Genomic DNA, 18,417 nt, shown 5'->3' with positions numbered 1-18,417 from the left:
ATTTTATTTTTCCCTGTACACTATTCTACCTTTTGTAAGATCATAAGGAGATAGCTCAACTTTTACTTTATCACCAGGAACTATTTTTATGAAATGTTTTCGCATCTTGCCAGATAGATGGGCAAGTACAATGTGCTTGTTTTTAAGCTCTACTCTAAACATGGTATTTGGAAGGGATTCTTTTACAATTCCTTCAGTTTCAATAGCTTCTTCTTTAATATTCAAGACAACCTCCATAATTTTCTCTAATAGGATAAATTTTACATGATTAAACATATCATTTCAATTATTCTTTTTAAGAATAAAAGCATTATTTTTTGTTTACATTATAAGAAATTGTGTATATAATTACACGAAGTTTTTTAAAAATGTAATTTATAGGGAGGTATCATGCAAAAAGCTGTTTCTGAGCATGAGTTTATTGAAGAGATCAAAAAATTTCTTTCAGCTGAAAAAAGAGAGATATTAGATTCTATTAAGTCTGTAGAAAATAGCAAAAAAGAAATAATTAATAATGACATGTATCCAAAGGATGTTGTCGATATTGCTTTTGATAATATGGATGGAAATAATCTTGAAGCGTTAGGTTTTGTTGAAAAGAGAAAGTTGAATTTAATAAATCAAGCTCTTTATAGAATTTCTCAAAATTCTTATGGTAAGTGTTTGGCTTGTGAAAGAGAGATTGCTAGGGAGAGACTTTTAGCTATTCCTTATGCTTTTTTGTGTATTAGTTGTCAGACAAAAAAAGAAAAAAAGAACAAAAGATGATACATCTTAAGTTAGTTATTTAATATTGTAATTTCTACTCGCCTATTTTTAGCCTTTAATGGGGAGGACTTAGGATATTTTGGTTTTTGAGATCCCCATCCTTTAAATAGTATTTGGTCTTTGTCTTTTACTTTCATTTTTATTAAATAATTTCCAATTGCACGAGCTCTTTTTTCAGATAGCTCGTGCATCTCTTCTTCCAATCCAAATTGCTCAGTATGTCCTTCTATTAGTATGTTATTTTTTTTAAATTTTTCAAGAAGTTTAGCTATAAGGTCAATTTTTTTATATTCTTTTTGTAGTATTTGAAATGAGTTAGGATAAAATTCAATGTCAAAGCTTAAATTAATACCTTTATTGTTTTTTTCAACTTCAATAGCTTTTATTTTTTTTTCTCGGATGTAATTTTCAACCTCAGTTTCAATAAGATTATCATTTGGAAGCTCAATTGAAACTATTCTGCCAAGAGAGTTTCCAATCATTTTAAAATGTTGGTTGTTGTTCTGATTTATTTCAAATATATATTTATCGCTGTATTTATATGTATTGCCAATTTCATTATCAAAATAAATTTTTTGGTCTACTTTTTGATAGAAAGAGATGTTTTTTACATTGTATTGTGATTCATAATTCGAAAGAATTATGTGGTAATGCTTGCCATTGTGCTCTTCTTTGCCTTTATATTCGTAGTTAACATTAAATTTTACAACGAAATCTTTTATACTTTTGTCTATTTTTGACGCTTCTATATATTCTTCTGCAAGATATGACCATTTTTCATTTATTTTGATTGGTGTTTTTGGGAATCTTGGAATACCTCTAACAGAAGGTCTTTTTTGATTTGCTCCTATTGTATATTCTCCTTGCTTATTTACGCTGAAGATTTCTTCAAACTCTTCATTTAATAGGTAAGGTTCATTAATATTTTCTCTTTTTAAGATTCTAAAAAAAGCTTTAATGCTTGCAAAGTTTTCTTTTATGTCTTTTATTTCACTTGAAATTTGAATATTGGTATTAGAGCTTGAATTATAATGGCCATTGAAATATATTTTTTGATTATCTGTGCCTTCTAATCTAAACTTTGAACCTTTAATGTATTTAAATTCAAAGATTTCAGAAGAAAAAGCTAAGCTTTGAATTAAAAATAATAACAACAATGGTGTAGTCGCCTTGGTATTCATTAATAGATTTTATCATAAAAGTATTTAATTTCTAATTTTTTTTAAAATTGCTATTTAATATGTTGTTCTGATCTGATATTTATTATAATTTATAACACAGTGGGAATTTATTTAAATTATTAATTAATAGAGGTTTTATATGAAATATAAAAAAACAAGGATTAATTTAAACTTAAAAAGAAAAAGTGGTATTTTGCTTAACATAAGCTCTTTACCATCTAAATATGGCATTGGAGATTTAGGGAAAGGAGCTTATAAATTTATAGATTTTTTGTTTGCATCTTCTCAAAGTTATTGGCAAATGTTTGCTTATTCCCCTATTGATTTTACAAGATCTCCCCCTTATTCAATTTTTTCGGCTTTTGCTGGCAATGTTTATTATATTGATTTAGAAGCCCTTGACAAATTTATAGATTCAGATTTAAGTCTTTTAAAAGAAAATGAAACCAGGTATTCTGATTTAAAAAAAATAAGTTTTAAAGATAAATTTCTTAAAGAAGCCGCTTTAAATTTTATTAATAGAGCTTCGGCTGATGAGGTTAGAAGCTTTGAAAAATTTAAAAAAAAGTCTTCTTATTGGCTTTTAGATTTTGCAAGTTTTGTTGCGTTTAAAGAATATTTTTTTAAAGAGTCAAAGAATGCTTTTAATGTTCTTTTTGATAGAGGAATTCTTAAAAGAAATGAAAAAGATTTATTTAAATTGAGAAATATCCTTTCAAAAGAGATTAAAGTGCAAGAGGTATTGCAGTATTTCTTTTTTTCACAGTTTCAAGCTTTAAAGCGCTATGCAAATGATAAGGGGATTGAGCTAATTATGAACGTGCCTTTTTTTATAGCATATGACTCTGCTGATGTTTGGGCATACCAAAAATATTTTAAGCTAAGATTTGATGCAAGCAAAGATAAGATTGCAGGAATTTCTCCAGATTATTTTTTAGAACAAGAGCAAGCTTGGGATAGTGCAGCTTATAGCTGGAATGTTTTAAAGAAATTTAAGTATGAATGGTGGGCAAAAAGGATTGGGGTTTTAAGAAAGTATGCAGATATAATTAAAATTGATCATTTCAGAGGTTTTGTTTCTACTTGGGAAGTTAGTGCGGGCGAGTCTTATGCTTTTAATGGGTTGTGGGTAAAGTCGCCAGGACGAGATTTTTTCAATTTTATTTTAAATGAAATTAAAGATTTAAAAATTTGGGTTGAAGATTTTCAAAATGATCTTGAAGATGTTTCAAGACTAAGAGATTTTTTTAATTTTCCAGGAATGAAAATAATGAATCTTGCCTTTGATTTTGATTCAAGCAATCAAAATCTTCCTCATAATTATATTAAAAATTGCATAGTTTACACAGGAAGTGGTGATAATGATACAATACGAGAGTTTATTAATTCTTTAGATGATTTGCATAAAAAGTACATTTTTGATTATTTAAATACAAATGAAAATTTTGTTGTTTGGGACATGATAAGAAGTGCTATGGGTAGTGTTTCTGATAATGTGATAGTGTCAATGCAAGATTATATTAATTTAGGAGATAAATTTAGTGCAAATATCCCAAAAAGCACTTTAGATAATTGTATTTTTAGATTATTAGAAAGTGATTTAGATGCTACTTTGAGTCAAAATATAAGTTTTATTACAAGGCTTTATGGCAGGGCTTAAGATTTTTAAGAGCAAAGTCGTTATAAAATTTAGGTATTTTTAAATTTAATTGAGATCTAATTGTGCAAATAAAAATCACTGTTATTTAATATTTTTTCATTTGCAAGTATCATGTATTAATGTATATGAAAATTTTTATCTATTGGGTAGTTATTTTCTTCTTTTCTGTTTTCAAGGTTTTTAGTATATATTCATTAACCGATGAAGAATTTTTTAAAAAATATAGTTTATTTTTTGTTCATAAAGGATTTTTAAGTAAAAATGTTAATGGGAAAATAACCAAAGTTCAAGTCAATGGGATAAATTCTAGGTGGGTTTACCCTTTTTATAAGCTTGTTCCTAGTCGAATTACTTCTATTTATGAGGATGTTTATTCTTCAAGTTCATTTTTGACTACAAGTAACAATCTTTATGTTTCTTATGATTATTCAAAAAATTTTAGAAAATTAGTAGGAATTGATAAATTTAATAGCGGTGCATATATTACATCTAGTGCCTTTTCTCAAGGAGATTACAAGCGTATTGCTATTGGAACTGCGATTCATGGTATTTATCTTAGTGTTAATGGAGCTATTAGTTTTAAAAATTTAAATCGTTTGATTCCGCAGATTTATTTAGGTGCAGGATATTACGATATTATTAGTGCTATTGAATTTTCAAAAGAAGAGACAAATAATTTATATTTTTCCTCTGGAGTTTATGGAGATATTTTTTTAATTAGTCAGAAAAGTGGATTTATTAAAAAAATATCTTTTCCTTTCAAAAAGCAAATAATACGTATTTTAGACTTATCTAGTAAGAATGTAGAAAAAATTTTAGTCAGAACATATGACAATCATTTTTATTCTTATATTAATGGGCAATGGGTATTTATTGGAAAATTATCTTTGCAGGATCAGGATTTTTTTGAAAAATCACAAAGGATGCAGCTTGCTAAAAATAAAGGGTCTATTTATTTAACAGCATATACATTGCGTAATAAGAAGGCAGTTGATGAAAGATTTAAATTTATTAAAGATTCAGGTATGAATGCTGTTGTAATTGATTTTAAAGATGATAATGGTAATTTGACTTATTCTAGCAAGCTTTCTTTGCCCAATAAGTTGAGATCTGTTAAAAACTTTATTGATGTTCCTTATATTCTTAAAAAAGCAAAAGAGCTTGGAATTTATGTTATTGCTAGATGTGTTGTATTTAAAGATTCAAAATTGTATTATTATGATAATTTTAAACACGCCCTTTGGAATAAAAAAACCAATAAACCTTGGGCTCATTTGATTAAAAAAGTTGATTCTAGTGGTCTTGTGAAATATGTACAAGTAGAGCATTGGGTAGATATTTTTTCTCCTGCTACTTGGGAATATAATATTTCTATCGCAAAAGAAATTCAATCTTTTGGAGTTGACGAGATACAATTTGATTATATTAGATTTCCATCAGATGGGCCTGTGTCTCTTGCAATCTCAAGAATGAATAAGTATGAGATGCAACCCGTTGATGCACTTGAATCTTTTTTGATTATGGCAAGAGAACAGCTTTATGTTCCTATTTCTGTTGATATTTATGGGTACAATGGCTGGTTTCCTACTAATAGTATTGGGCAAAATATTTCAATGTTATCAGATTATGTTGACGTCATATCTCCTATGTTTTATCCTTCGCATTATACTGATGATTTTTTGCCAAGCAATTTTTATTACACAAAAAGAGCTTATAGGATTTATAAAGAGGGGAGTGATAGAGCACTTGCTTTTTCTTTAGATGGGGTTGTTATTAGGCCTTATGTTCAAGCTTTTTTATTAGGAAAAGAAAGATTGGTGGATGACGAGATTTATTTGGAGTATTTAAAGTTTCAGCTTAAAGGAATTAAAGAGTCATTTGGTAGTGGCTTTAGCCTTTGGAATGCATCTAATGTTTATTATATGATTAAAGGTAGTTTAAAAGAATATTTAGATTCTTTTTAATTGTTGTTTCTTGTAAAGGAGATTTATTTGCAACATTTAATTCAATTTTTTTACGTAGGATTTGGGATTTTTTTATTGTATCTTGGTGGTAATTTACTTTTAAAAAGTTCAGTTGGCATTGCTACTTATTTAAAAGTTCCAACACTTTTAATAGGAGTTACAATAGTATCTTTTTCAACAAGTGCTCCAGAGCTTTTTACAAGTTTGGTGGCAGCTTTTAAGGGTAAAAACGAAATTGTTGTTTCTAATGTTATTGGTAGCAATATTATTAATATGTTGCTTGCTCTGCCTTTAGCAGGATTCTTTTTAAAGATTAAGGCAGATTTTAAAAGACTTAAGCTTTCTTTTATGTTTCTGTTTTTATTAATGTTTCTTCTTTTATTGCTTTCATTTGATTTTAGATCTTACTCTTTTTTTGTAACACCTTATAATCGTTTTAGCTCATTTAGTATTTTAATTTTATTTTTATCCTATTTGTTGCTTTTTTATAAAGAAGAAAAAGAGTATGCCAGCTTAGAAAATTCTTTCCAAGAAGGTGCAAGTAATTTAAATCAGAGTTTTAACTTTATATTTTTTAACTTGTTAAGTTTTGCTATTAGCATGTATTTTCTTTATTTGGGATCGAAATTATTGGTAGATGGAGCTCTTTACATTGCCAACAATGTTTTTAATGTTAGTGAAAAGTTGATTGGAATTATACTTGTAGCTTTTGGGACAAGTGTTCCCGAGCTTGTTGTATCTCTTTTTGCAATAATTAGAAAAGAATCAGACATTGCATTTGGCAACATTATTGGTAGTAATATTTTTAATATCGGATTTATTTTAGCTAGTAGTAGTTTTTTCAGACCTATCTTATTGCAAGATATTTATATTTTAGATTTTAGTATAATGGTGTTTATAACTTTAGTTTTATTTTTAGTGGTTAAATTTAAAGGGGTTTTTGGTAGGGGCATTTCTTTAATTTTTTTGCTTTTATATTTTTTATATAATTTAATGTTATTTAACTTTTATTGATTATTTGATCTTAATTTTGACTTGTTAATATATTTTTAATGTAATATGTTTTATTATTTAAATGTAACATAAGGAACAATATGAAAAAATTACCAGAAATTTTTTATATGAGTAGCAAAGAAGTAGATATTTTGATTTCTCAATTAGGAATATCTTCTGATACCCAAAAATCAATTTTAAAAACTCTTTTGTCTTATAAAAAGGAAGCTATAGATTATTCTTCTTTTATAGAAGAGCATTCTGTAAAAATAAGAGGTTTAAAAGGGGAGCTTGATTTTTTATTTCGCAAACTTTATGAAGTTAAAAGAGGAATAGTTACTAATAGAATAGCAACTGATGGAGAATTTTTGCCAGACAGTATAATTTTGACCGATGAGGCCAGTTATGATTTTTATTATTATTCTATTGATGATTTATTTTTGAAAACTTATATAGGAATAGAGCTTTTTAGTTCTTTGCTTACTGTTAAGAATATAGAATCTAGTTTGTTGGTTTTTAAGAATGAATTTATAACTATTGCAGATTCAGATATTAACTATAAATTTTTTGAAACAAAATCACAATTGAAAGAAATATTAGTTTGGAAATCATTGATAATTCCATCGAGCAGGGCTTTATATTTTATTGAGTTTGTTAAAAAAATATTTTTTAATATTGCTTCTAATAATGTTGTAAAAGATGTTTTCGTTAGAATAAAAGGATTAAAGCTTATTGATTATGAGAAAACTTTAGAAGAGGGTAAGAATATTATTGGTGCTATTTCCAAGATTCTCTCTGGTATAATTGAAATCAAGGATGAAGTTCTTGGCAAAAAAGGAATTACTTTTTCAAAAAATTATTTTGTTTTTTTAGAGTTTCTTAATCTTTTTATTAAAAATGAAAAAGACTTAGAAGAGCTTAAGGCTATAGAAGCTGTTAAAATTGATGAATCTTTAAAAGCAATTGAAAAGACTTTAGAGTTTAAAAAAGGCTCAATTGATACAGAAGAGTTTTTTGGGATTTTAAAAGTTTATTCTGAAGGGCTAAACGATCCTGAAAATTTTTTATTAGTTGCTAATATGTACTTTTTTGAATCTAAAATTCATGATATTTTGCCAAAAATATTTCAAGTAAAAGAAAATTTTTATTTGTACAAGCCTTTTGCATATGAGTTTTTTTTAGAAGAATATGAAAAGGTTTTGAAATTTCTTAATAGTGAATTGAGGGCTAGTATATTTAAAATTCTTAGCTTTGGGGATGATCCTTCTTCTATTTTTACAGAAGAAGGCTTAGAAGAAGTTCTAAGTAGATTGGTATCTAGATATATTATGAATGAGTATTGTTTAAAAAATAAAGTTAAGTTTCTTGATCTTATTGTTTCTCATTACAGGAGAATTTGTAAAACACAAAGCGTTCAGGTTCATCTTAAAGATTTGATTAAAGTTGAAGCAGCAAAATATTTTAAGAATAGTAATGAATTGTTACCCTTATATAAAATATATAAACTTGATTTGTATTCGATTTTAAATGCTGCTTATAAAGATTTAAGCTTGTTTAAAAGAATTGTTTTGTTTTTGACAGGCAAGCATCAAAGTTATAAAGAGGCTTTGTCCAGATTGGATTTTAGAGCTGGTTTGAATAAAAGTGGAAGCGGTCTTTTTGATTCAAATGAAAGAGTTAAAAGACAATTGGAAAAAATTAGAAAACAAAGAGAGGAAATAAAAGAGCAAGTTAGAAATTCTTTCCCCAAGAAGGGCGCAGCACCTAAGCAAGTGGCAAGTAAGAGCTATACAAAACAAGAGCAAGATGAAGCTTGGGTCAAATTTAGTGATAGGATACAAAAAAAATAGCGTTTGTAAGTAAGCGGATTTATTTGTTAAAATAAATCCCTTGGCTTTCTTGCTGTATTTTTTGAAGTTTGACATTCTGCATAATGCTTTATTTTCCCATTTTCAAATTTTGATTTCATTATAATTTTTCCTCCCCATCGACTTATTAGTTCTTTTGAACCCACTCTTTGAGCGTTTTTAGAAATTTTAGCCATTTTAAAGCTCCTTTTGATAGATTTATTGTATAATAAAATCTATCAAAATAGGGTTGATTTATCAAGGAATTTATTCATGTTATTTATAATATTTTTTATTAGTGCTCCTCTTTTTTCAAAAGAAGTTTACTATAGGTTTGCAGATTATTCTGTTAATTACAGTATAGTGGGTAAATATGAGATTACAAAAGAAGAGTCTGAGGAAGAGTACGGATATAAATTTACTTATGATCGCAATAATAATCTTATTTTAGTTGATTATATTGGTAAGCTTAGTATTTTAATGCCTTCTTTTTTTAATGCAAGCCAAATTAAAATAGAAAGGTCCAAGCGCAGCGAAAGGCGCATATTTCTAAATAGGGGACTTGCTTTTAAAAACAATAATGGTGTTTATATTGAACATATAGAGTATATGAGTGATGGCAGGATTAAAAATATTTTTAATTATAATAGATCTAATGAAATGGTTAGAGATAAATATGATGTTTCTTATTATCATTTTTTATACGACAATGAGAGAGAGTTTAGTGTTTACAGATTTAATGAATCAGGGATTCAAATCAAAGATTTAAATAATGTGTATTTTACAAAGATCAGCTACGATCATACCAAATTTGTTAAAACGGTTTTGTATTACGATGAGAATGGTTATATCGTAAGATCAAAAAATGGTACTTTTGGGTTTAGATTAACTTATGATGCTAATCATAATCTTATTAAAGAGGAATATCTTGATAAATCGGCTTATGCTGTTTCAAATCCATTTTCTGTAGCTACTAAAATATATCATTATGATGTTGATGGAAAAGTTATTGAGATTTTAAATTATGATATTAATAACAACTTGACTCCTGATGAAAATAATGTAGCAATTTATCGTTATGAATATTATTTTAAAGATAAAGATTGCTATTACAAGGAATATAATTACGACAATAATAATAATTTAACAATCAGTCAAAATGGGTATGCCATGAAGAAGACTATTTTTTATATCCAAAATAATGAAAAAAGAATAATAAACTACAGTAATAAGATCAATAAAAACTATAATAGAGATATTCCTACTGTTTATGAGGAAAAGTATGAAATAATGGATAATTTTAAAGGTATTGCTATTTATAGTTATAAATATGATGATAATTTTTATCTAATAGAAAATATTTTTTTTGATAAAAATTTTAATTTAATAGCTGATGTTAAAGGCGTGATGATTTATAGATACTCTTACGACAAAGAAGGATTTTTGATTGCTCAAGAGCATTTTGGTGGGGATTTTGTTAATCCAATAGATGATTTTGAAGGAGTTTCAAAGTATAAATTTAGTTACGATTCTAATGGCAATATGATTTCAAAGAAAAATTATTCTAAGGATGGAGTTTTGGTTGCTGATTGTAATTTTGTTTTTGAGTATTTATATGAATATGATAAACAAAATAGGCTTATTTCTCAAAAAAATTTTGGCAGCTTGGGACAGTTGCAGGATGATATTCATGGAGTTAGTGTTTATAAATATGAATATAATAAATTTGGAAAAATATCAAAGCAGTCTAATCATGGTCCGGATTTGAGATTAAGAGATGATGTTGGAGGATTTTCAATTTATAAGTGGATTTATGATTCTAGAGGCAATTTAATAGATTTTCAAAAATTTGATTCTTTGGGTAATTTAATCTAAGTATTTTCTCTTTTCGTATTTTCCTATATTACATAGTAATTCATAATGACTTCTTTTAGAAAATTTACTCATTTCATCTATACTTAATTTTTCTGATACAATTTCTACTTTTGAACCTGTTTTAACTTTTAGGTCTTTGGGAATTTCTACTATTGTCAGATTCATGCAAACTTTTCCTCTTATTTTACATTTTTTATTGTTTATTAAAAAATAAAAATCATTACTTATATTTTGAGGTATTCCATCAAAATATCCGATTGGAATAATTCCTATTTTCATATCTTCTTTGGCTTGAAATATACCCGAATATGAAATTTTTTCACCCTTTTTGACATTTTTGATAAATATTACTTTTGAAAATAAACTTAATACAGGCTTAAAATTTAAAGCAGGTTTTTTGTTTTTTAGCGATTGACAGTAACCGTAAAGAATAAGACCTGGTCTTACCATATTAAATTGTGGATTTAGTTTGTAGTTAATAATGTGCCCTGAATTAGAAATATGGACAAATTTGGGATGAATATTTTTTTGTTTTAGTGTTTCTAAAAAAAATAAGAATTGCTCTATTTGCTTTTGTGTGGTTTTAAAGTTTTCTATTGATGGGAGATGTGAGCAGATCCCTTCTAGTTCTAGAAATTTTGAATTTTGAATATATGTAGCTATTTCAAGGGCATCATCTATTTTTATTCCATATCTATTCATTCCGATATCAATTTTTAAGTGGACTTTTATTTTATTTTTTTGCAATGCGCATTCTTTTTCTATTAAAAATAGATATTCAAAATCAGAAACAAATGGTACTAACTCAAATTTAATCAAATTTTTAATTTCTTTTTTATCCACCTTAATGTACATTAATATTTTTATATTTTTATCAATTTTTTTAAGTGTTTTAGCATCTTCAATATTAGAAAGTCCAAAATAATTTATGTTTTTTGATTTTAAAAATTTAAAGATGTTTATAAGTCCGTGACCATATGCGTCACCTTTTAAGGTGGCCACTATTTCTTTTTCGCCAATTTTATTTTTAATTAAATTTAAGTTATGTTCTAAATTATTTAAATTTATTATTATTGTTTTGTTACTACCCATTGTTTTATTATTATACATTTAGCTCTCTTAGAGAAGTAAAAATCTTTTTTCTATTAATTTGTAGTTTATTCTATAATGGGTATTGGAAATTTTTTTATTTGGTTGCTTTTAAAATGTAATCTCAATTTTTTTTGAAAATCATTATATATTTTAGGGTTAATTCTAATTTCGTATTTTTCAGTTTCTTTATTTATATTATTTTCTACTGTTATTGCTGCTAAAATATAATACCAGTTGTTATCTTTGTAATATTCTGCAATTGTTTTTGAAAGAGATTCAGTTCTTAATGTACCAAATGAGTAAGCGTCTTTTGCAAGCTCTTTTTTTGATTGCTGTTTTCCACTAGTAAGGCTGCTTAGCTGGTTAATAAAATTGCCTTTATCTGGACTTAAAAATTCTAATTTTATGATTTTGTATTTCTTGGAAGCTTCGTTTGATAGGTCAAATGAAATAATAGCAGAAGATCCAATTTTTGAAAATACATTTATAAATGAATAACTAATCCCTTCAAGTTCTTTTATCGGTTCTCCATTTAAATCTGCCAATTCTATGTAGGGTTGGCTAATGGCGACATCAACAGATGCAAGTAAAAAACTTTGTTTTAGTTTTTTAATTTCTGTTTTTATATTTTCTTTTACAATATAATTTTCGTTTTCGAAGATATTAATTTCGTTTTCAGAAAAGCTATTTTTAGCTAGAGAAAGAATTATCAAGGTTAAAATAAATTTTTTAATGCTCATAAGATATTTCCTTTTGTTTTTATTTATATATCTTCAAATAAATCTCCAGCTATGTCTTTTAATATAGAATTTTCTTTTAGCACTTCTTTTAAAAATTCAATAATTAATTTTGAATTAAGAGAAATTTTATAAATTTTAGTTTCTTGAGTAAGTTTATTTTTGACAGTTAAATCTGCAAGCATATAATTCCAATGACCATTTTTATATGTTAATTTAAAAGCATTTTTAATCTCGTCACTCATCAATATTCCAAATGGGTATGCAGTAACATATCCTTCTTCTTGTGAATTTTCAACAGCTAAAAGAGAATTTTTAAGTTCTAGGGTGGAACCAGCTGTTACAAATTTAACATCTTCAATTTCATATTCATCATCTCCATTTTTAGTTGTTTCAAAAAGTATTAATAATGACGCGTAATAACTATATTTTCCATCCATTTTTACAGGAGATATTATATAAGAATATCCAAATTTGTTTTTAAATTCTGGTATTTCTTTTCCATCTTCGCCTAAGATTGTCATTGCCTTTGTTTTTATCCAAGTTACGTCATGATTACTATTTATGATTGGCAATTTTTTATTTGAAATTTTGCCTGATATTAAATGTAATTTTTCATCGCTTATTGGTTTGCCAGTATTGCTGTCTTGATGTACAGATTGTGGTTTCTTAAAAAAAGCGCAACTCAGCATTAACATGGGCAGCATTATTAGTTCCAAATGTTTATATGTTCTAAATACCATTAGATCTTCTTCCTTTATACCATTTAAAGCCTTTTTTAGGCGGTAATTAAAATTTACATTAAATCATAGTAATAATATAGAATGCTAATGTCAAAGTCAAGTCGCTTTTGGTTTTATTTAAAATTGCATTTTTATTTTTAATCTTTCAATATCTTACAATAAAGGTATTTCTGCTGCTAAAAAATGAATTATTCCTATAGTGATTGATATAATTCCAATTATTTGCTGATTGCTTTCAAGTATTGATTTAAATTTTCCATATTTTTTGTTATTTTGAACTTCTGTAGGTAATTTTTGTTTTAAGAACAAGATGAATCCAATTAAAAATAAACTTACAGCTGGAATTAAATTTCCAATTATTGGCAATTTGTAGGGCTTGATTATTTCAAGGGCGCTGGTTATTAAAAATAATAATCCAAAAATGCTTTTTACCTTTTTATTATCGTTTATTAAATTTACAAAATCTTCAAAAATTTTGAAAAAGCTTATTCTTTCTATTAATATTGGAAATGCAAGTATTATTCCTCCTAAGATGTTAAGTGAAACAGACATGAAGTATATTTGTATCATATTTTACCTCTAGGTTTTATTCTTTTACTATAAAAGACATTATTATTGCCATTACTCTTTAATATTATACTTAATAAACTTTCATTTTGATAGATTATATTAGCATATGTTGTAAAGTTTTTGCTGCTTATATAAAGCAAATTGCTTTCAATTAATTTACTGTCTAGATAAATATCTAGTTTGGCTTTTCCCAGGTTGGTAGTTTTTTTTGTTTTTATGTTTATCTTTAGCGATAATCTGTTTTTGTCTTGCTTGTAGCTTATTATCATTTTGATATTATTTTTATTATTTTCGTGATTTTGAATTCTGGGAATTAATAAAATTTTAAAAAATAAAAGAATTGCAACAAAGATTATCCCAATAATGATATGTTTTTTCATTTTTTTTTGGTATTCGATTTCTAGTTTTTGATTGCAATTAATCTTTTTCATTGTATTTGCAAATCCAACCCTACTATAATTATAATTTTAATAATGCATTTAAATTCCACCAGTAAACACTAACACCAGTTTTTCCGCCATAAAGTATACTAAGTATTCCATCTTTAGATAAACTCTCAGAGAGAAACATTAAATTTGGAGGCTCAATTAAAGCTATTTGTTCTTTAATTGAGCCCTTGCTGTCTAATTTCCATATTAAATTGTTAGATAAATTTTTCATATTAGTAGATGCTATTATTTTGTCTTTTTGTATTTTTATAATGTTTATAAAGCTTTCTTGTTTATCATCTAGTAAGTTTTTAGGAAGAGCAATTTTATTTATCACTTCTAATTCTTTGTTTTTTTTCAAACTCATTTTATAGATATATTGATCTTTAATTTTAATTCCAAGATCGTTTATATTTTCATTGTCACCAATGTTTTCATAGTAAGTAGTTTTTACATAAAGAGTTTTTTTGTTGACTTCAAAAAAAACCTTATCTATTGAAATGTTGTATTTTTTCTTTTGATTGTCTATTGTTTTTAACAGGTTTTTGTTGACGTAAATTTTATAAAGCGGGGAAAATTCTTTATTGTAAGAATATATTATATATCCTTCGCTATATATTGATATTATTGCAATGTTGCCATTTTCATCAACATTAACATCATAAATTTGTGGAAATGGCATTCCGTTTAAACCTTCTTGACCCAAAATTTCTACAGATGAGTTTTTGTTTAGTATTAGTATTCTCATGAAGTAGGCAATATTCTCTTTTTGGTTGAATTTTGATTTTTTATTATTTAGTTTGTCTGCGACAATAATAAAATCTTTTAGTGGGTATATTGCTTGAATTCCTTCAAAATCTATTTTTTTTATTTTTAAATCGGGGTTTGTTTTAAATATTCCATTTTGATATGTTTGTATTAGTTTTCCGTATGAGTTGAAAATCATTAATTTATTTGTTTTTATTTCTGCAATGTACACTAGCCCGTTATACGTTTTGATGTCAAATTTTGAATTTGTAAATTTGTTATTCAGAGGCATTATTGCACCAGGAAGTGTTCCAAATGGTATTTTAAATTGTTCTTCTCCTAATTCGTTTAAAGTTTTAGTATTACATGATATAATTGCAAAAAGCAAGCTTAATATAAGAGCTTTATAGTGTTTTTTCATATTTTTATATTATTATTTAAAATGACTTTAAGTCAATTATTTAGGAGAATTAATACCTACCATGTTAAAAGCAGTACTTGAGACAACTATTGGCTCAAAAAGTAAAAGAGATTTAAAAGATTATCTTCCGACTTTAAGAAATATTAATAAGCTTGAGCGTTGGGCATTATTGTTGGCAGATGAAGATTTTTCAAAGGAGACAGAAAAGCTTAAAGATGAATTAAAATCGGGTAATTCTTTAGAGAATATTTTAGAGCGAGCTTTTACTCTGTCTAGAGAAGCTGCTAGAAGGCGTCTTAAAGAAAGGCCTTATGATGTGCAAATCATTGCGGGGCTTGCTCTTCACAAAGGCAAAATAATAGAAATGAAAACGGGAGAAGGAAAAACTCTCTCCTCAGTTCAAGCGGCGTATTTAAATAGTTTAACAGGAGATGGGGTTATTATTGTTACTGTTAATGACTATCTTGCAGAACGTGATTCCAATTGGATGAAGCCGGTTTTTGATCTTTTGGGTGTTAGCGTGGGGGTTGTTCTATCTAATATGGATTATGAGCTAAGAAAGGCTCAATATGCTAAAGATATTACTTATGTTACAAATAATGAACTTGGATTTGATTATCTAAGAGATAATATGCGTTATGACTTGAATGAAAAATCCTTGAGAAAGTTTAATTATTGTATTATTGATGAAATTGATTCTATTTTGATCGATGAGGCAAGAACTCCATTGATTATTTCAGGGCCTACTGAAGGCAACACCAATGCTTATCTTGAAGTTAATTCTCTTGTATCTTTTTTAAAAGAATGTTCCAAGGATCCCAAAACAGGTGATTATCCTTTAGAAATAGACGACCTTGATGGTGATTATACTGTTGATGAAAAAGCCAAAAGAATTTCTTTTACTGCCAAAGGGCTTAATAATCTTGAACAGCTTTTAGTTTCTAAAGGCATTATTAGTGGGTCTATGTATACCGATTCAAATTTTAATTATGTTCATTATATGACTCAAGCCTTAAAAGCACATTTGCTTTTTTTAAAAAATAGAGAGTATATTGTTGGTGATTCTGGGGTTGAGATTGTAGATGAATTTACTGGGAGAGTTTTAACAGGGCGAAGATATTCAGATGGACTTCACCAAGCTATTGAGGCTAAAGAAGGAGTTAGAGTTGCTAATGAAAATAAGACTATGGCAACTATTACTTTTCAAAATTTATTTAGAATGTTTGATAAAATTTCTGGCATGACAGGTACAGCTGATACAGAAGCTAAGGAATTTCATAAAATATATAATCTTGATGTAGTTGTAGTTCCAACAAATAGATTGTTAGCGCGAATAGATGAGGATGATACTATTTATTATACGGAAGAATTTAAATTTAATGCGATTACAGATGAGGTTTACAAAACTTACAAAAAAGGCCAACCGGTTTTAGTGGGAACCGTTTCTATTGAAAAATCTGAGATTTTATCAGCTATGTTTAAAAACAGAGGGATTAAGCATGAAGTTCTTAATGCAAAAAATCATTCTCGAGAAGCATTTATTATTGCTGAAGCTGGAGCAAAACATGCGGTTACAATAGCAACAAATATGGCTGGTCGTGGTACGGATATTAAGCTTGGGGGAAATATTGAGCACAGAGTTAGAAAAAAAATCGGAACTAATGTAAGCCTTGAAGAATTTCAAGAGGCTGTTAAAAATGAGAGAGAAAATTACCTGAAAGACTATAATGAGGTTAAAAGTCTTGGTGGGCTTTATGTTATTGGTAGTGAGCGTCACGAATCAAGGCGAATAGACAATCAGCTTCGTGGGCGTAGTGGAAGACAAGGTGACCCTGGGCGCTCAAGATTTTATGTGTCCCTTGAGGACGATTTAATGCGCCTTTTTGCTGGGGACAACCTAAGATCATTAATGGGTAAGCTTGGAATGGCAACAGGAGAGCCTATTACACATTCTCTTTTAACTAAATCTTTGATTAATGCTCAAAAACGAGTAGAAGACAGAAATTTTGAAATTAGAAAGCATTTGTTAGAGTATGACGATGTTATTACAAAACAAAGAGATTTTATTTATGCTCAGAGAAACTCCATTCTTGAAGATACAGCTATTAAGGATCGTATTCTTGTTGCTTTAGAAGAATATCTTAGTTTTTTGCTTGAAGGGACAAAAAGTAGCACGGTTTCAAATGTTTTTTTAAATGAAGTAAATTCAATTTTTGCTTATATGCTTGAGAGTCTTGGTTCTATTGAAAATATTAGTTCTCTTGATTTAAAGGCTAAGCTAATGCAAATAGCAAAAGCAAATTTAGATGAAAAGGAAAATTTGATTGGTAGAGATCTTTTTAATGGATTTTTAAGATATGAATATTTGAAAAATATTGATTTTAAATTTCAGGAACATCTTGCAAATTTAGACTCTTTAAGAGAGGCTGTTTATTTAAGGTCTTATGCCAATAAAAATCCAATCACAGAATACAAAGAAGAGGGATTTTCAATATTTAGCGAGCTTATTAAAGATATTAAAGTTTCTACCATAAGGCGTGTTCTTCAATTAAAATTGGATAGCAATTCTTCCGATTTTAAGTCAACAAAGAAGTCTAGGAATGTTAAACCAATTCATAAAGAACTTTCTGGAATTGTTATTAATGAGAATAAAAGCGCTTCTAATGTTCAAGTGGTTAGAAGTTCTCCTAAAATAGGCAGAAATGAGCCTTGTTATTGTGGAAGTGGGAAGAAATATAAAAATTGTCATGGCAAAAGTTAAAACAGGAGGTTTTTATGTTTAAGCTGCCAGAACTTGGTTATGATTATGATGCTGTTGAGCCTTATATTGATGCTAAAACTATGGAAATTCATCATAGCAAGCATCATAATGGTTTTGTAATGAATTTGAATTCTATTTTGGAAAAAATGGGGAAAATTCATTTAACAGATGTGTCAAACATATTAAAAAATATTCATGATTTTCCAGAAGAATTTCAAACTTTAATAAGAAATAATGCTGGTGGTTATTCTAACCATACTTTATATTTTAGAACTTTAAGGCCAGGAAACAAGGACAATCTTTTTGAAAAGTTTAAAGATGATATTAATGCAGCTTTTGGAAGCCTAGACGTTCTTAAGGCCAATTTGAAAGATACTGCAATGAAAATTTTTGGAAGTGGTTGGGCATGGTTAGTATTGTGTCCTGAGAGTGGCCTTAAAGTGATTTCAATGCCTAATCAGGATAGTCCTTTGATGAATTCTTATAAGCCGATTTTAGGTATTGATGTTTGGGAGCATGCCTATTACCTTAAATATCAAAATAGAAGAATTGAATATGTTGATGCATTTTTAAAGGCTTTAAATTGGGAAGAAGTTTCAAAAGTTTACAATGAAGTGATTAATTAGCCTT

17 protein-coding genes are annotated in these 18,417 nt (G+C 27.5%); 8 read left to right on the top strand and 9 right to left on the bottom strand.

What is annotated here, in order from left to right:
• Positions 1 to 3 precede the first annotated feature (3 nt).
• Positions 4 to 225 carry a translation initiation factor IF-1 gene (gene infA / locus BB_RS00820; protein ID WP_002556767.1) on the bottom strand — a complete coding sequence of 74 codons (222 nt, stop codon included), beginning with the start codon at positions 223 to 225 and terminating at the stop codon, positions 4 to 6.
• Positions 226 to 390: 165 nt separating this feature from the next.
• Between infA and BB_RS00815 the strand changes: the two genes are divergently transcribed.
• Positions 391 to 768 (top strand): TraR/DksA family transcriptional regulator, encoded by a 378-nt coding sequence (locus BB_RS00815; protein WP_002663978.1) that lies wholly within the window; start codon positions 391 to 393, stop codon positions 766 to 768.
• Positions 769 to 779: 11 nt separating this feature from the next.
• Here the strand turns inward: BB_RS00815 and BB_RS00810 are convergent, their stop codons facing one another.
• Complete coding sequence (locus BB_RS00810) at positions 780 to 1,949, bottom strand: OmpA family protein (protein WP_002655999.1); 1,170 nt, start codon at positions 1,947 to 1,949, stop codon at positions 780 to 782.
• A gap of 139 nt (positions 1,950 to 2,088) precedes the next feature.
• On the opposite strand from BB_RS00810, the gene malQ reads away from it, so the two are divergent.
• The 4 genes from malQ (at position 2,089) to BB_RS00790 (ending at position 8,416) form a co-directional block, all read left to right on the top strand.
• Positions 2,089 to 3,609, top strand: coding sequence for a 4-alpha-glucanotransferase (malQ, locus tag BB_RS00805; protein WP_010889696.1), 1,521 nt, complete (start codon positions 2,089 to 2,091; stop codon positions 3,607 to 3,609).
• Positions 3,610 to 3,728: 119 nt separating this feature from the next.
• The gene (locus BB_RS00800) at positions 3,729 to 5,573 is read left to right on the top strand and encodes a putative glycoside hydrolase (RefSeq protein ID WP_002658157.1); all 1,845 of its coding nucleotides are present in this window, start codon (positions 3,729 to 3,731) and stop codon (positions 5,571 to 5,573) included.
• A gap of 27 nt (positions 5,574 to 5,600) precedes the next feature.
• Positions 5,601 to 6,587, top strand: a complete 987-nt coding sequence (locus tag BB_RS00795; protein ID WP_002658159.1) for a calcium/sodium antiporter — start codon at positions 5,601 to 5,603, stop codon at positions 6,585 to 6,587.
• An 80-nt stretch (positions 6,588 to 6,667) separates the two neighbouring features.
• A complete protein-coding gene (locus tag BB_RS00790; RefSeq protein WP_002658161.1) occupies positions 6,668 to 8,416 on the top strand; it encodes a hypothetical protein in 1,749 nt (582 codons plus the stop codon).
• Between the two features lie 26 nt (positions 8,417 to 8,442).
• On the opposite strand, the gene BB_RS07735 is transcribed toward BB_RS00790, so the two are convergent.
• A complete protein-coding gene (locus BB_RS07735) occupies positions 8,443 to 8,610 on the bottom strand; it encodes a hypothetical protein (RefSeq protein ID WP_002657037.1) in 168 nt (55 codons plus the stop codon).
• 76 nt (positions 8,611 to 8,686) lie between these two features.
• Between BB_RS07735 and BB_RS00785 the strand changes: the two genes are divergently transcribed.
• Entirely contained in the window at positions 8,687 to 10,288 is a 1,602-nt protein-coding gene (locus tag BB_RS00785; RefSeq protein WP_002658164.1) for an RHS repeat domain-containing protein, read from the top strand.
• Here BB_RS00785 and alr read toward each other — a convergent pair.
• From alr to BB_RS00755, 6 genes are all read right to left on the bottom strand, one after another.
• Positions 10,280 to 11,398, bottom strand: a complete 1,119-nt coding sequence (alr, locus tag BB_RS00780; protein WP_002658168.1) for an alanine racemase — start codon at positions 11,396 to 11,398, stop codon at positions 10,280 to 10,282. The two genes, BB_RS00785 and alr, sit on opposite strands and share 9 nt — an antisense overlap.
• Positions 11,399 to 11,445: 47 nt before the next feature.
• Complete coding sequence (locus BB_RS00775; protein WP_002663639.1) at positions 11,446 to 12,120, bottom strand: S2/P23 family protein; 675 nt, start codon at positions 12,118 to 12,120, stop codon at positions 11,446 to 11,448.
• A 23-nt stretch (positions 12,121 to 12,143) separates the two neighbouring features.
• Positions 12,144 to 12,860 carry a S2/P23 family protein gene (locus tag BB_RS00770; protein WP_002662830.1) on the bottom strand — a complete coding sequence of 239 codons (717 nt, stop codon included), beginning with the start codon at positions 12,858 to 12,860 and terminating at the stop codon, positions 12,144 to 12,146.
• A gap of 153 nt (positions 12,861 to 13,013) precedes the next feature.
• Positions 13,014 to 13,430, bottom strand: coding sequence for a hypothetical protein (locus BB_RS00765; RefSeq protein ID WP_002556755.1), 417 nt, complete (start codon positions 13,428 to 13,430; stop codon positions 13,014 to 13,016).
• Positions 13,427 to 13,861 carry a hypothetical protein gene (locus BB_RS00760; protein ID WP_010889695.1) on the bottom strand — a complete coding sequence of 145 codons (435 nt, stop codon included), beginning with the start codon at positions 13,859 to 13,861 and terminating at the stop codon, positions 13,427 to 13,429. Before BB_RS00760 ends, BB_RS00765 begins: the two co-directional genes overlap by 4 nt.
• 28 nt (positions 13,862 to 13,889) lie before the next feature.
• Positions 13,890 to 15,026, bottom strand: coding sequence for a lipoprotein (locus BB_RS00755; RefSeq protein ID WP_002655952.1), 1,137 nt, complete (start codon positions 15,024 to 15,026; stop codon positions 13,890 to 13,892).
• A 61-nt stretch (positions 15,027 to 15,087) separates the two neighbouring features.
• On the opposite strand from BB_RS00755, the gene secA reads away from it, so the two are divergent.
• Positions 15,088 to 17,787 (top strand): preprotein translocase subunit SecA, encoded by a 2,700-nt coding sequence (gene secA / locus BB_RS00750; protein ID WP_002665461.1) that lies wholly within the window; start codon positions 15,088 to 15,090, stop codon positions 17,785 to 17,787.
• 14 nt (positions 17,788 to 17,801) lie between these two features.
• Positions 17,802 to 18,413 carry a superoxide dismutase gene (locus BB_RS00745; protein WP_002556752.1) on the top strand — a complete coding sequence of 204 codons (612 nt, stop codon included), beginning with the start codon at positions 17,802 to 17,804 and terminating at the stop codon, positions 18,411 to 18,413.
• Positions 18,414 to 18,417 lie beyond the last annotated feature (4 nt).

The sequence above is a fragment of the Borreliella burgdorferi B31 genome, assembly GCF_000008685.2.
GTDB classification, from domain to species: Bacteria; Spirochaetota; Spirochaetia; order Borreliales; family Borreliaceae; genus Borreliella; species Borreliella burgdorferi.
This window is presented reverse-complemented; position numbering and strand designations above follow the sequence as displayed.